The sequence below is a fragment of the Spirosoma taeanense genome, assembly GCF_013127955.1.
In the GTDB taxonomy this organism is placed as follows: domain Bacteria; phylum Bacteroidota; class Bacteroidia; order Cytophagales; family Spirosomataceae; genus Spirosoma; species Spirosoma taeanense.
Window position 1 is genome coordinate 5,511,355 of sequence record NZ_CP053435.1, and the last position, 14,832, is coordinate 5,526,186.

The following is a 14,832-nucleotide window of genomic DNA, read 5'->3' on the forward strand; positions in this document are numbered from 1 at the left end:
GCACCAGCGTTGTCTACTGAAACTACCGTGACGCCTGCAGGGGGCGTATTTTAATGGGCTGACGGGCGACTACGCCCTGCCGAATGAGCCGCATCGTATAATCCAGGACATAGTCGCGGTTCGTCATCAGGTCTTCATGCGATCGGGTGACGGTAAAGTCAGGTTCGACCGTGAAGCCGTTAGCCCGTTCGGCCACAACCGCGTGCGTCAGCTTTTTAAGTGGGATCCGTAGCTGAATCCGCGAGTGCGGCAGGGTAATAGTTTTGAAATGGCCGGCAAAATCTCCCCAGTAGGCACTGCCACTTGCCTCACCCACGAACGTTCCCAGGCCCGCATCGAGCGTTTTAGCCAGCACCGACGTCGCAGCCGAGAACGATGCCCCATTCATCATGAAATACAGATTTCCTTTGAACGCGGTTTGTTTACGTGGACGATATCGCCGACGACTCGAACGGCTGGCAAACCCCCCATCGCGGGTTGATTTATACTGTAGGCTGAAATTGAGCGCCGATAAAGGATTCCATCGCGTCACAAGTTCGGCCCGGGCCGCCTTCTTCATCTCTTCATGCTCCATAATGGTGAACGGCTCGGGCATCCAATAGCGCAGCAGCCGGGCCGAATTCAGAACAATGCCCCCGCCATTACCCTGCATATCCACGATAAGATTTTGTACGTTTTCCTTCCGAATCTGCTGGAAAGCCTCTTTAAGACGCCGGTTGTAGGCTCGCTGGAACGGGTCTGTCTTCTTAATGCCCATGAACGACGATACCCGAAGCACGGCGGTGTGCGTAAGCGTATCGACAACCTGCACGGACAGATTCGACCGGCGATCAATTTCGTTCCGGTAGCGCCGTTGCATAACCGACCGGAATCCATTGAGCGTTGGGCAGCGCAGCCGGGTCTGTCGGATCAGGGTATCGCCGGGAAGCTGGTACGTAATGGCAATTGAATCGGCCGAGCCATACCAGGCTGCGTAATAGTCGGCAAACTGTACCAGGCTCCACTGCCGACGGCCCGTCAGGTTATCGCCATCAGAACCGGAGTGGTCGTTATTCATCAGCTCGTGATGCAGCTCGGCCACGCTCCGGCCGTTGATCGTCAGCAAGGTAGTACCGCGCCGAAGGCTGGTATCAGCCGATACGTTATGGCTGATATAGTATTGGGAGCCGACCGGCCGAATGTAAAACGGAATAAAGCGCGTCGTTTTACCAATATAATTTTTGCGATGATTGAGATTGGTATGCCCGTCTTTCAGCGCCGTAACAAATGGACTAACGTGACGAAAAAACGTCAGATAATCCATGGGTGCGGTCAGTCGATTGTACAGTGAATCGTAGAGCTGCTCCATGCGCGGCTGGGGTGTGTAAAAACCCATGCCGGGATGCAGCATATCAAGTTTACGTTTCAGATAGCTAAGATCTACACGGGCTTGTTCGGGGGTAAGAGTCTGAGCAGGAACCAGGGAATGACACAGCCCAATGAGTACCATTGAGCAGAGTAAAAGGCGCTTGACGTTCATCGGCAATAGTCACGGTATAAGACTAAACCCCTAGGCTTAGTTTTCATTCTGTGAATATAAAGACCGGCGCAACTAAAATCAACTCAAATTGTTTAGAGAGTTGGTAAAATTTTGTTTTCGGTCAGTTTTTCCCTATTAATCGTATAATCCTGTACGTTACTAAGGCCCTCTATCTCAGAATAAAAAGCATAATTTGAACGTGGTATAATCCTATTCCAACTTATACCCTATCCTCGCGCGCGACATGAACGGTCCATTACCAGCTTAGTTGTCAGGCAATGCCACCAGCCCATCTATACGGCTTATTTCTATCCTTTAAACAGCGACAGCAAACCAAACTGGCTTGCCTTTTTTCGTTACTTTGACGTATGAATTATATTGAATTGAATTTGCGCGTATCGCTCGACTACACAGACATCCTTACCGCCGAACTGGCCGAACTTGGTTTTGAGTCATTTATCGAAACCGATGAGGGTCTGAACGCCTACATTACGGAGCCCGCTTTTGACGAAACTGAGATTCAAAAATTGGTTGCTAAATACGCTGACCAGACGGCAATAGCCTACGAAGTCAGTTCGTTAGAAAAACGAAACTGGAATGCCGAGTGGGAGCGCGATTATGAGTCAATAGAGGTGGCCAACAGTGTCCGGGTCCGGGCGTCCTTTCATCAACCGGACGCCCGGTTTCGTTACGACATTGTCATTAATCCAAAAATGTCGTTTGGTACGGGCCATCACGAAACGACGGCCATGATGCTCGAACAGCAGCTAAGCCTTGATTTCACTGGTAAGACGGTCCTGGATGTCGGCAGCGGCACGGGTATTCTGGCCATTCTGGCGGCTAAAATGGGCGCGCAGTCGGTACTGGCGTTTGATATTGAAGAGTGGGCCGTGGAAAATGCCCGCGAAAACGCCGAGCTGAACGCCTGTCCACAGGTCACGGTATTGCAGGGGACTATTGCTGACGTTGATTCCAGTAACCGCTATGATGTAATTCTGGCCAACATTAACCGCAACGTCTTGCTGGCCGAAATACCAGCGTATGTCGGTTTACTAAACTCAGCAGGTTATCTGCTGGTCAGCGGGTTTTATGAACATGATGCCGCCGATATTCAACAAAAAGCGATTGAAACCGGGTTAACACTCATTCAGGATATGGCCATCCGGGAGTGGACTTCGCTCCTCTTTCAAAAACCAGATGAAAACGCAGCTGCGTAGCTGCGTTTTGTAAACAACTTTTGCAACAGATACGTAATGAATCGCCTTTACTTTATACTCAACTCGTTTTCGCGCAGGCGAACCGGGCATCGCGTCAAGTGGCCGACAAGCGCGCAGCTTACGGTGCTACTAGGGTTGTTTGTTGTGTCCAGCTCGTTCGGGCAGTCGGTGCGGCTGTCCGATAAGCCGGAGCAGTTCATGGCCGACGTACAGAAACTGATGGCAACGGGCGGGCCAGTTGCCGTTCGGGCCGGATCGGACCTGCAGTCGCTTTGGTCCGAAAATCGGCTGTTGGCTCAACAGCAGGAGCGCGTGATGGCACTCAGCCGCAAAATGAATCAGAAGCGGCTACAGCCCGCTCTGCATTATGCGCCATTCTACGAAGCGCTTTACCACGCCTTCACCACCCAGAAACTAAGCTCCAGCCCTGATCTCGACGGTCTGCTGACGGTTGCCGAGAAGCTTTTTGAAACGACGGATGCCAAAACTTTTGCCCGAAGTCTGGAGACAATCCGGCAGTTTCTGGAACGGCATGAACTCTACCGAAGCAATTATAATAAGCTGTATGCGCAGGGGGGTACGTTTCAGTTTCGCTACCTGGATTCGTCGCAGCCCGTACGGTCGGATTCGGCCGCAGCCTCGGCACCGATTGTAGCCAATGACAAATCGCGATTTGATGGGTGGGATGATCCCATTCCGGCCGATTCGGGTCAGGCGCGTCCGCAGGGCGTTCGCTTCGTGCCCCAGCGTCGACCGATTCCGGCCGTAACGGGAGCCGTGCTTACCCTCAAGGACGTAACGTTGAACATGGTGGCTAACGGCGATTCGGTACTGCTATCCAACACCAGCGGTGATCTGATGCTCAAGGACGGAATTTTCGTGGGTAATGGCGGTAAATTCACCTGGGCGTCGGTGGAACGGCCTGACATCTTCGTAACCCTGAGCGAATATGCCCTGACCATCATGAACCCGCGCCTGCTGGCCGACGACGTAACGTTAACCTACGGGACAACCAAACCCATAAAGGGCGTTTTTGAATACGTCAGTAAGAAAAAAAGCGGGCCGACAACCTATCCGCGGTTTATGTCGTGGCAGAACGACGTTAAAATTCCGGACCTGGGTCAGGATATAGACTACCGGGGCGGACTGGCTCTTTCAGGTACGCAGATTGTCGGCTCCTCGGCCAGTGGTCAACCGGCGGTTCTGACCGTCAAACAAAACGGGAAACCCGCGTTTAAAGCCATTAGCCGCCGGTTCGACTTCAAAGACTCAACCATCACGGCCCCGGTGGCTGCGTTCGTTGGCTATGTGGATACCGATTCCATTACGCACCCGGCGGTGCAGTTCAGGTTCGACAAGGCCCAGCGTATCGCCTGGCTCAACCGGATTGACCGGACGGAATATGGGCGGGTTCCTTACGCCGACTCGTACCATAAATTTTACATTCAGCCCGAAGTAGCACGCTGGGACTTACCACGCCGGAAAGTTGATTTTTATCAGGTGGGTGCCAAACGAGAGGTGCCTGTTCGGTTCGAATCGTTCGATTACTTCCAGCCACAGCGCTATACTGATTTAACAGTCGACTACGGTTTCCATCCCCTACAGATCGTAGCGAACTACGTATCGACCAAGAAAACACAGACCTTTCTCGACGACGATATAACCCAGTTTGTGAAGGTTAGCCCTGTTGCCCTGCGCGGTGCCCTGAACCGGATGGTTCTTGAGGGCTACATTGACCGGGATGCCAATACGGGCCTGATGCGTCTGAGCCGGAAGGGTATTCTTTACGTCCTGGCTAATGCCCAGAAGCGCGATTATGATAACTTTCAGGTGCAGTCGCTGTTTGCGTCGAACGACAGCACTAAAAATGCGACCATTAACCTCGACGACAAGATCATGACGATTCGGGGGGTAGATCAGTTTACGTTGTCCGACTCCCTGAAGGTCTTCGGCATTCCTTCCGATAAAGTTCTGCGCGTAGGCAAGGGGCGGGCCTTTACGCTGAATGGGCAGCTCAAAGCTGGCACCCTGCGCTACGCTGGCCGCGATCTGAAATTTGATTACGACAAGTTCGCCATGAGCCTCAGTAAAATCGATTCCATTACCTTCTCGTCGCAAAAACTGGCGGCTCAGGGTAAGTCAGGCGAAGTGGGGGGCGACATTAAGTACGAAAATCCAGGAACGGTTTATTTTGGCAGCGCCGACAACAAATCTGGTCGGATTGCGGGCAAGAAAACCACCCAACGACTGGTGATGCCGGAAGGAATGACCGTGTATTTTGACCAGCCGATTCGCGGTGATCTGGCTTATAACCGGAAGGTCTACTTCAAAATCCCGGCGATTGACAACGATAGCCTCGGCAAGGGCGACATCTCGTTCATCGGTACGTTCTACTCCGACGGTATTTTCCCGCCTTTTAAAGCTGAACTGAAAACAATGCCCGACAACACGCTGGGCTTTGTCCACAAGGCTCCGGCGACGGGCTATCCGGTGTATGGCGGCAAGTCGAACGTAAAGCTGACCAGCGAGATTACGATGGACAAGAATGGCCTGCGGGCCGAAGGTGTCCTGAACCATCTGACCGCCAGTCTGAACACGCAGGGGATTCTGTTCACGACCGACTCGCTGCTGGCATCGGGCGAAAAGGGCGAAATTCGCGAAGGTCTGGTTGGTAAGGGTTACTTCCCGCAGGTACAACTGAACAACTATAGCCTGAAGTGGTGGCCCAAAGCTGACAGCATGGTCATCACCACCCAGAAGAACAATTTCGTGTTCTACAACGCAACGACGAATCTCGAAGGCGGTTTAGTGCTGCGTTCGTCGGGGCTGTTTGGCAAAGGGACGTTACGTCGGAAAGACTCGGAAGCTATTTCGCAGAGTATAAAGTTCAACAAGGACGGATTTTTGGCCGACAACGCGCAATTTAGGATTGTATCGGATAAGGAAGCCGCCGGTTCTGTAGCTGGCAAACCGATTCTTTTGGGCAACAACATTGACGTTGACTTTAACCAGACTAAAGGCATTGTTGGACTGGCCGTTAATAAAACCCAAAGCCTCGACGACACATTGGGCTCCACCATGGAGTTTCCGTTTGCCGCGTATAAGACCAGCATTAACCGGGCGCAGTGGAACGTAAACGCCAAAACCATTGCCATGAAAGGCGATGTAAAATCGTCTACGTTCACCGCAACCGCCGAAGAGCAGGAGGGCTTAACCTTCAACGGCTCGGCAGCTCTGTACGATGTAGAAAAGATGACACTCAACATCAGCGGTGTGCCTTACGTTACCTCTGCCGATGCCCGCATTTATCCGGACAAAGGTCTGGTCACAATCCGGCGTAACGGCGAGATGCTGGCCTTCAAAAATGCCCGGCTTGTTCTGGATACGGTCAGCCTGTTTCACCGACTCAAGAACGGCAACATTCAGATTCTTTCCCGAACGCGCTTTGCGGGCGACGCCACCTATCAGTTTGCTACGGCAAAAGGTGACACTGCCAGTATCAAGATGGAAAGCTTCGAGCTTAAAGAAGCTCCGGCCGTAGCGGCTTCCACGCTGACAGCCGATACCAAAAAAACTTCTCGCGGTCGGCGTAACGCATCTGAGAAGCCCCTGACAACTTATTTTACCGTGGCCAAGGCGGAAGTCGAAGAGGATGACAACCTGCAGCTGGCCCCGCGTATGCTTTATAAGGGCAGTATTACCATGCAGGCTCCCAATCAGGATCTGGCTCTGGATGGCTTTATCAAACCGGCGCTAAAAAAACGGCGGGATCTGATTAGCGGCTGGATTCCCTTCAAGGAAAAAATTGCCGAACGACTTGAGATAAAAGTCGACAAGAACCTGAAAAACGAAGGCGGGCAGCAGTTGGTGGCTGGTATTCATTTCCGACTTGGTGGCGGGGGTATGTACCCAACGTTCCTCTCACCCAAGGAAGATCCCAAAGATGATGACCTGTTTACGGCTACCGGCATCATGCGCTACGACGAAAAAGATAAACTGTACCGCATTACGTCAAACAACGTCGACACAACCACAGTCACGGATAGCAGTTCGGAAGAAGTCGAAAATGCCTTTACGTTTAATGATCCCAAAGGCCTGATTACGTTCAAGGGAAAGCTAAATCTGCTGCATTCGGCCCCAAATGAGTTCCTGCTTGGCGCGGGTTCGGCACGTATTAACATTGACAGCAGTCAGTACCGCTTCAATACCCTGCTGGCCTTTACGTTCCCCGTTCCTGAGCCGATCAGCAGCGCGATTTCCGACAAGCTTGTTAAAACGAATCTGGAAGAAAAGAACGACGAAGCCGCCGACGATGATCTGAACCGGTTATCCGACAAATTGCTGCCCCTGATCGGCCAGCAGGCGGTTGATGCCTATCGCACTAAAGCGCAGAATCAGCACGTACCGCTCAATCAGGCATCGCCCAAGCTGAACGCTATGCTCGTGCTGGCCAATGCGAATCTTCGCTGGTCTGATAAATACAACGCGTTTTACAGCACCGGCAAGCTGGGCGTATCGAACATGATGGCCACGGACGTAAATGCGCAGATGGACGGATTCGTCGAGATTCGCAAAACGGGAAATGGCGATGAAGCGAGCATTTATCTCGAATCGTCGCCCGATGTCTGGGTATTCTACGACTATAAACCCGGTAACACGCCGACCGCACCCGGTCAGTTAGCCATTATTACGTCGGAGCAGGAGATTAACGACCGGCTGCTGGCAGGTTCCAAGAACAGCGGCAAGGCTGCACTGGAAGTTGTGCCCGCTACCATCGACGAAAAAACGCTCTTTGTTGACCGGTATCTGGATCAGTACAAGACCAAAGCGAAAGCCGCTCCGAAACCTAAACCACTACCCGGCCAGAAAGCCGCGAAGGAAGTGGCGAAAGAAAAGAAGAAAGACAAGGAAGAGGAAAAAGAAGGCTTCTAAGCCGAATCAGACACAGAAAAGCCGCCAGAAAATGATTTTCTGGCGGCTTTTTATTTGTTCAACAGAACGCGGAATATAATTCGGGCAATACTTAGTGAGCTAATTGCCGTTTTAATATGCCACCGATGAAACTGCCAATGAACGTAAGAATGATGGACCCGTAGAGGCCGAATAATTCCAGCTCGCGGGTTCCGCTGTTCTGAGGGGCTTCCGTGAAAAACGTGTAGCCAATCCAAAGCGTTGCAGCCTGCAAAATAGCCAGAACCCAGCCTTTCTTAGGTTCCAGAAACCCAATAACGGCGGCTGCAATAGCGGCCAGCAGGTAAGGCAAATGAATAACACCCGCTTTTTTGATTACCAGCAGCAACAGGCCGCTATTCACCAAAATCACGATGGCGTGGCTCAGGAGCTTCCGGTCAAAAAACGTATCTGACGCCCGGCCCGACGCCGACTTGCCCGCGACTTCGGATTGTCTTAATGTAAGGGCCCGTTCCAGGTCCTGTTCGGCTTCTAAGAGCTGCTGAAGTTTTTGCCGGGTTAGGCCCCGCCACTCAAATGCATCGGCCTGCGAGCCTTTTGAATAAAATACCGCTTTGTCAAATTCCAGGAACGCTTCGGCGTAGGCCTGCTGATCATACAGAATCTGCCCCATCTCCAGATGCAGGTCGGCAACGGTGTCGTCGTAGCTTTCCCCTGTCTTTAATGCCTCAATAGCAGTTGGTAGCTGGCCTAGAGCGCGATAACACCGAGCTTGATACAGGTAAGCCACGCTTGATTTAGGCTCTTTTTGGAGATACTGCGTAAAAAACACCAGTGCATCGGAGAATTGACCGCTGTTGTAGAGTTTAATGCCAACCTGCAATTTTTCAAGGTCCTGCTCTGACGTATTGCGTAAATCAGCGTAATAGCGCAGATAGATGATATACCCAATAATGGCCGCTGTAACCAGTATTTCCATTCGCTAATCCTGAATCATTTACCCTATAACGTAAGCTAAACGCAGAAACGGGCCACAGTAGTTGATTGAATCGGGGCCTCCAGTCACTCCCCCTTTACCACCGTGGCCCCTGCTACTGATAATTTAAACTAAAACCCTTATACCAGTCCAAACGCTGACAGACGCACAAACTCGCTGACTCGCGCCTGAATTTCCTCCTGAGTCAGGTTCATAATGCGTTCGGCACCAAATTTTTCCACGCAGAACGACGCCATCGCCGAACCGTAAATAATGGCCCGCTTCATATTGTCGAACGAGATGTCGTCGGTTTTGGCTAAATAGCCGATAAAACCGCCCGCAAATGTATCACCCGCGCCGGTTGGGTCGAACACCGCTTCGAGCGGCAGCGCCGGAGCAAAGAAAATCTGACCTTCGTGGAAGAGCAGTGCTCCGTGTTCGCCTTTTTTGATAATCACCGTTTTAGGGCCCATCTGACGAATTCTGGCAGCCGCCTTTACCAGCGCATATTCGCCGGTTAGCTGCCGGGCTTCTTCATCGTTCACCACCAGAACGTCGACCATAGGTAGAAGCGTCATCAGGTCGGGATTGGCAATCTCGATCCAGAGATTCATCGTATCCAGCACAATCAGTTTTGGACGGTTGTGCAGCCGCTCGATTACGGTCCGTTGAATGGCCGGAGCCGTATTGCCCAGCATCAGGTACTGGCAGTTCTGATACGAATCGGGAATGACCGGATCGAAGTCTTCCATTACATTCAGTTGTACCTCAACCGTATCGCGGGTATTCATATCGTTATGATATTTACCCGACCAGAAGAAGGTCTTCTCCCCTACCCGCACCTGCAAGCCTTCGGTGTTCACCCCGTGCTGGTTAAGGTCGTCGATCATCGACTGCGGAAAGTCGTCGCCGACGACGGCCACCAGGTTATTCTCTTTGGTAAAGTACGACGCCGACAGCGTGATATACGTAGCAGCACCGCCGATGATCTTGTCGGTCTTGCCGAACGGAGTTTCCAGCGCATCAAACGCTACTGAACCAATGGTAAGTAAGCTCATTATTTCTCTTTTTTTCTGCCGATGACCGGGCAGCGTTTAAACGGTTTTGTTTCGTCGAATAATTTGCGGTAGGTAACGTGGGTCTTAACGATAGTTGACCCCAGTTGGCTCACAAATCGCACCATAATCGGGTTAAAATCGCCCACCCAGTTCATTTCCAGCTCGTTGTACTGAAAATTGGGGTTGGTATCTGCTTCGTGCGGCATCCGGAGCGCAATGGCCGCTTCCAGCCCTTTACCCTGATAGGCCGGCGCGACGCCGAACACGACGCCAAACGCTTTGTGGTTAGTTTTGCGAAGCATGTGCCACAAGAATTTCAGCTTGCCTAGCCAGTCAAGTTTGCCGTTGACGTGCTTGAAGATCTGATTCAACTCGGGCAGACACACGAAAAAGGCTACCGGCTCGTCGTTGTGATAGGCGAAGTAGATGATTTTTTCATCGATCACCGGCTTTAGTTTCTGCATCAGCAACTGCGCCTGTGCCGCCGACATCTCCTTTACGCCACTGTGACCGCCCCATGCCGCGTTGTAAATATGCCGAAACTGCTCGGCCGCTACGGGTAGCTGACGCTTGTCGATCGTCCGGAAGCTATATTCTGGATTTTCATAGATACGCTGGGCACGGTCTTTCACCGCCTGCGACATATCGACCAGCTTCGCCCAGGTTGTTGGAATACCAAACGTAAACTGCTTGAAATAGTCTTTAAAACCATAATTCTCGAAGAATGGGATGTAATACGGCTTGGTATAGGGCATACAATAGTTGGGCTCTCGCTCGAACCCATCCACCAGTAGGCCCCACCAGCGATCGCGGTCACCAAAATTAATCGGGCCGTCCATGGCCTCCATACCCCGCTGCTGTAGCCATGATTTTGCCGCGTCAAAAAGCGTAAACGCGGCTGTCTGGTCGTTAATGCACTCAAAGAAACCCATTCCGCCCGTAGACTGATCGTTGTCGAGGTTGGCAATGTCGTGATCCACGAAAACCGCGACCCGGCCAATGGTTTCTTTCGTATCGTTCAGCAGCAGATAGCGGACGCACTCACCATGCTCAAACCGCTTGTTGCGGGCGGGGTCAAAAACTTCTTCTACGTCGGTATCTAAGGGCCGAATCCAGGACGGATCATTCCGGTAAAGCCGCACCGGAAACTGTATGAATTCCTTTTGGTACCGGGCATTTGCGCCAACCTCAACTATCTGCATTTATAGTGTTTTCATCAACCATCACAGCATAGAACAGTGCTCATTTTGTACCGGGCAACCTCAGTGCCCCGCCAAGTTGATCGGCTCTGCCAGAAGATAGTTAATCCTATTTGATCTTTGTCCGGCAAAGATAGCGAACTTGGTCGGGACCGTCGTTTTCCGGGTAACAATGCGTAGATTTGTAGGCCTTAAACAGGTGTTTGACAGTTTAGTGATGTATAGATTCGGTTGTTTTAAAACCAGCAACTACTAATCGCGTTCCGCAAACAACCGAACCGCCCGATCAAGACAATGCAGCCGCTTCAGTTATACAATACGCTTTCCCGCAAAAAAGACTTGTTTGAACCGCTCAATCCGCCTTACGTCGGCATGTACGTCTGCGGCCCAACGGTTTACAATTACGTTCACCTCGGCAACGTCCGTACGTTCCTGACCTTCGATACGCTGTTTCGGTATCTGACCTTCATTGGCTACAAAGTTCGGTACGTCCGTAACCTTACTGACGTTGGCCACCTCGTTGGCGACGGCGATGATGGCGAAGACAAAATCGGACGCATGGCCAAACTGGAGAAGGTTGAACCCATGGAGATTGTGCAACGCTTCACGAACGATTTCCACACGGTGATGGGGCAATTCAACGCCCTGCCGCCGAGCATCGAGCCAACCGCTACGGGTCATATGGTCGAACAGATTGAAGCCGTGCAGGCGCTGCTGGACAAAGGACTGGCTTATGAATCGAATGGCTCGGTGTATTTTAATATTGAGAAGTACAATCAGGAAGGCGGCAATTACGGCAAGCTCTCCGGTCGCATTCTGGACGATCTGCTCAACGAAACACGCGAGCTGGACGGCCAGTCGGAGAAACGTAACCCGCTTGATTTTGCCATCTGGAAGCGGGCCGCGCCCGAACACCTCATGCGCTGGAATTCGCCCTGGGGCGAAGGATTTCCGGGCTGGCACCTGGAGTGCACCTGCATGAGCACTAAATACCTTGGCAAGCAGTTCGACATTCACGGGGGTGGCATGGACCTGAAATTTCCGCACCACGAGTGCGAAATTGCGCAGGGCGACGGCCTGACCGGACACGATCCCGTTCGGTACTGGATGCACTCTAACATGCTGACCGTTAATGGCCAGAAAATGTCGAAGTCACTGGGTAATTCGTTTTTACCTGCCGAGTTGTTTGCCGGTAGCCATTACCTGCTCGAACAGGCTTACAGCCCTATGACAGTGCGTTTTTTCATGCTGCAGTCGCACTACCGCTCAACGCTCGATTTCTCCAACGATGCGCTTAAAGCCGCGCAGAAAGGGTATCGTCGGCTGGCTAATGGCTTACGGGTTATCAAAACAATGACCTATCAGCCAGCCGAAGGCGTTCAGCCCGACGAGAAAAAGCAGCAGGATATCCGCCAGGCCGTACAGCAGTTTTACGACGCCATGAACGACGATCTGAACACCGCCGTGGCCATTGCGCAGCTGTTTACCCTGTTAAAGTATGTTAATATGCTTTACCTGAACCAGCTTCAGGGAGCTACGCTCGGCGAGGATACGTTTACCCTATTGAAAGACTCTTTCGTTACGTTTATGCAGGATGTTCTTGGCCTAAAGGAAGAGGGAACGGACAATCAGCCTATACTCGAAGGTTTGCTGACGCTATACCGCGAATACAAAGAGCAGAAGCAATATGATAAGGTTGATCAGATTCGTTCCTATTTCAGAGCGCAGGGGCTGGCGATCAAAGACATGAAACACCAGATTGACTGGGCCTACGAAGAGTAACTACCTGGAAAATAGATTACCATTAACCCAAAGCCTGTTCATCAGTTTATTGATTTTTCTGAAACAGAGCTTCTGTTTCATACGTATATGACCAGACTACCGTTCTATTTGCTTGCTTTAGTTTTGTTCGTGAGCGCCTGTAAATCCAAACCGAACCAGAGCGAGGCAACGCAGACTGCCGATCAGGTCCCTACTGTTCAGGCACCCGCTTTTAACGCCGATTCGGCTTATGCTTATATTGAACAGCAGGTAAAATTCGGCCCGCGTGTACCAAACACCCCCGCCCACGTTCAGGCAGGTAACTACTTGGTAGCAAAGCTGAAGCAGTTTGGTTGTGCAGTAACGGAACAGAACTTTGTAGCCACCACCTGGGACGGAAAAAAGCTCAACGCTCGTAACATCATCGGCAGTATTAATCCCACTGCCACCAAGCGGATTGTGTTGACATCGCACTGGGATTCGCGACCTACTGCCGATCAGGACCCCGACGCGGCCGATAAAAGCAAATCCGTACTGGGTGCCAACGACGGCGCCAGTGGCGTTGGGGTTCTGCTCGAACTGGCCCGCACCATTCAGCAGACCCAGCAAAAACCAGCTGTTGGCATCGATATTATTTTCTTTGATGCCGAGGACTGGGGTAATGGCGAGAAGGCGGGTAACGATTACGAAACCCAGAGTGGCAATCAGTACGATTACATCGGTTTCTGTCTAGGCTCGCGTTATTGGGCCAAGAATTTACATAAACCAGGCTACTCGGCTTATTACGGTATTCTGCTGGACATGGTTGGGGCTAAGGGAGCTACCTTTGCTAAAGAAGGCTATTCGATGCAGTTTGCCCCGAGCGTTGTAAACAATGTCTGGCAAACGGCCAGCCGGTTAGGCTACAGCCAGTATTTTGTCGATACGCCTGGCGGACAGATTACGGACGATCATGTTGCTCCGAATACCATTGCCAAAATTCCCATGATTGATATTATTCACACCAACATCGGATCGGGCGGGTTCTTTCCGGCCTGGCACACAGCCGAAGACAACATGAGTAATATTGACCGTGGTACGCTCAAAGCTGTTGGACAAACCCTGTTACAGGTAGCGTATAATGAGCAATAAATTTATCCGGCGTCTGATGCAGCAGAGCGCTGTCTGTTTTCTGCTGACTACCACCCTGTTTGCCTGTGGTCCAGCGCCGGATCAGTTCGGGAAACTGGATCTGAAAAAATGGCGTAGCGACCGGGGCGGCTGCAATGGCATCCGGGCTACACTCCTGCCCGATTTTAAAGCAGAAATCCATAACCTGAAGGGTAAAACAGCCAATACCATTGGCGAGTTGCTTGGTCGGCCCGACATCAACCAGATTGCCGACCGTAACCAGAAGTTTTACGTTTATTTTCTGGAGAAAGGATCGCACTGCGACAAACCCGGCACTAAATCCAATAGTCGTTCAGTAGCCATTCGCATGAGCGCTATTGGTCTGGCAACCGAGGTTACCTTTCAAAATGGCTTACCGTAACGGCGTATTGACCCATCCTATAAGTAAAACTTTTTCCGGTGAATCATCTCTTCAACTGCTTCTGGTACCATATAACGTATAGGCCGATTGGACCGGATACTATCCCGAATAAACGTCGCCGAAATATCCAGTAGCGGAGCTTCGACTAACCGGACATTCGGGTGCGTTTTGATCAAGCTCTCCAAAGCACGCGGTCGCGGATATACGTACAGACCGTAATACTCCAGGATTTTTTCGTAATTCTTCCAGTTGGCAAACTGCTCTAGATTGTCCTCGCCCATTATGAGCCTGAATTCGTGCTGCGGATATTTTTCGCTCAGACGGGTCAGCGTATCAATTGTATAGCTGGGCCGAGGCATCGAAAACTCGATATTGGTCGCTTTCAGGCGGCTATTATCGGCAATAGCCCGCTCCACCATATCGAATCGGTCGAACTCATGCAGCAGGCTCTTCGTCTTTTTAAACGGGTTCTGGGGTGATACCACAAACCACACCTGCTCTAGATCCGTCGTGTTGGCCATCGTATTGGCAATAATCAGATGACCAATATGAATGGGATTAAACGAGCCAAAAAAGAGACCTATTTTCATTCTGGATTACAAACCTGACCGGCCTGGTACTAACAACGTTCTTTAACGCGATTGGAAATCAGTAATCTAT

At 51.4% G+C, this 14,832-nt stretch carries 10 protein-coding genes; 5 read left to right on the top strand and 5 right to left on the bottom strand.

Annotated features, from left to right (window positions below; all coding sequences use genetic code 11):
* Positions 1-22: 22 nt before the first annotated feature.
* Positions 23-1,519, bottom strand: coding sequence for a S41 family peptidase (locus HNV11_RS22910; protein WP_171741880.1), 1,497 nt, complete (start codon positions 1,517-1,519; stop codon positions 23-25).
* Positions 1,520-1,887: 368 nt separating this feature from the next.
* Between HNV11_RS22910 and prmA the strand changes: the two genes are divergently transcribed.
* Together prmA and HNV11_RS22920 are read left to right on the top strand one after the other, a co-directional pair.
* Positions 1,888-2,736: a 50S ribosomal protein L11 methyltransferase gene (gene prmA, locus HNV11_RS22915; RefSeq protein ID WP_171741881.1), complete on the top strand. Its 849-nt coding sequence runs from the start codon at positions 1,888-1,890 to the stop codon at positions 2,734-2,736.
* Positions 2,737-2,772: 36 nt separating this feature from the next.
* Positions 2,773-7,668, top strand: coding sequence for a hypothetical protein (locus tag HNV11_RS22920; RefSeq protein WP_240163655.1), 4,896 nt, complete (start codon positions 2,773-2,775; stop codon positions 7,666-7,668).
* A gap of 91 nt (positions 7,669-7,759) precedes the next feature.
* Here HNV11_RS22920 and HNV11_RS22925 read toward each other — a convergent pair whose 3' ends face one another.
* The 3 genes from HNV11_RS22925 to HNV11_RS22935 all read right to left on the bottom strand — a co-directional run bounded on the left by HNV11_RS22925 (position 7,760) and on the right by HNV11_RS22935 (position 10,883).
* Entirely contained in the window at positions 7,760-8,626 is an 867-nt protein-coding gene (locus HNV11_RS22925) for a tetratricopeptide repeat protein (RefSeq protein ID WP_171741882.1), read from the bottom strand.
* 137 nt (positions 8,627-8,763) lie between these two features.
* Positions 8,764-9,681, bottom strand: a complete 918-nt coding sequence (locus tag HNV11_RS22930; RefSeq protein ID WP_171741883.1) for a PfkB family carbohydrate kinase — start codon at positions 9,679-9,681, stop codon at positions 8,764-8,766.
* Positions 9,681-10,883, bottom strand: a complete 1,203-nt coding sequence (locus HNV11_RS22935; protein WP_171741884.1) for a hypothetical protein — start codon at positions 10,881-10,883, stop codon at positions 9,681-9,683. The genes HNV11_RS22930 and HNV11_RS22935 overlap by 1 nt, the downstream gene beginning before the upstream one ends.
* Positions 10,884-11,174: 291 nt before the next feature.
* Here HNV11_RS22935 and cysS point away from each other — a divergent pair, with 291 nt between their 5' ends.
* The 3 genes from cysS (at position 11,175) to HNV11_RS22950 (ending at position 14,172) form a co-directional block, all read left to right on the top strand.
* The gene (gene cysS / locus HNV11_RS22940) at positions 11,175-12,662 is read left to right on the top strand and encodes a cysteine--tRNA ligase (protein WP_171741885.1); all 1,488 of its coding nucleotides are present in this window, start codon (positions 11,175-11,177) and stop codon (positions 12,660-12,662) included.
* An 87-nt stretch (positions 12,663-12,749) separates the two neighbouring features.
* On the top strand, positions 12,750-13,772 hold the full coding sequence (locus tag HNV11_RS22945; protein WP_171741886.1) for a M28 family peptidase: 1,023 nt from the start codon (positions 12,750-12,752) through the stop codon (positions 13,770-13,772).
* Positions 13,773-13,788: 16 nt separating this feature from the next.
* A complete protein-coding gene (locus HNV11_RS22950) occupies positions 13,789-14,172 on the top strand; it encodes a hypothetical protein (protein WP_171742291.1) in 384 nt (127 codons plus the stop codon).
* 17 nt (positions 14,173-14,189) lie between these two features.
* Here HNV11_RS22950 and nadD read toward each other — a convergent pair whose 3' ends face one another.
* Positions 14,190-14,762 (bottom strand): nicotinate (nicotinamide) nucleotide adenylyltransferase, encoded by a 573-nt coding sequence (gene nadD, locus HNV11_RS22955; protein WP_171741887.1) that lies wholly within the window; start codon positions 14,760-14,762, stop codon positions 14,190-14,192.
* Positions 14,763-14,832 lie beyond the last annotated feature (70 nt).

Bases quoted from the DNA above. Each gene is read 5' to 3' on its own strand.
- HNV11_RS22950 (WP_171742291.1), top strand. From the start codon at position 13,789: ATGCAGCAGAGCGCTGTCTGTTTTCTGCTGACTACCACCCTGTTTGCC.
- HNV11_RS22935 (WP_171741884.1), bottom strand. From the start codon at position 10,883: ATGCAGATAGTTGAGGTTGGCGCAAATGCCCGGTACCAAAAGGAATTC.
- prmA (WP_171741881.1), top strand. From the start codon at position 1,888: ATGAATTATATTGAATTGAATTTGCGCGTATCGCTCGACTACACAGAC.
- cysS (WP_171741885.1), top strand. From the start codon at position 11,175: ATGCAGCCGCTTCAGTTATACAATACGCTTTCCCGCAAAAAAGACTTG.
- HNV11_RS22925 (WP_171741882.1), bottom strand. From the start codon at position 8,626: ATGGAAATACTGGTTACAGCGGCCATTATTGGGTATATCATCTATCTG.
- HNV11_RS22920 (WP_240163655.1), top strand. From the start codon at position 2,773: ATGAATCGCCTTTACTTTATACTCAACTCGTTTTCGCGCAGGCGAACC.
- HNV11_RS22930 (WP_171741883.1), bottom strand. From the start codon at position 9,681: ATGAGCTTACTTACCATTGGTTCAGTAGCGTTTGATGCGCTGGAAACT.
- HNV11_RS22910 (WP_171741880.1), bottom strand. From the start codon at position 1,519: ATGAACGTCAAGCGCCTTTTACTCTGCTCAATGGTACTCATTGGGCTG.
- HNV11_RS22945 (WP_171741886.1), top strand. From the start codon at position 12,750: ATGACCAGACTACCGTTCTATTTGCTTGCTTTAGTTTTGTTCGTGAGC.
- nadD (WP_171741887.1), bottom strand. From the start codon at position 14,762: ATGAAAATAGGTCTCTTTTTTGGCTCGTTTAATCCCATTCATATTGGT.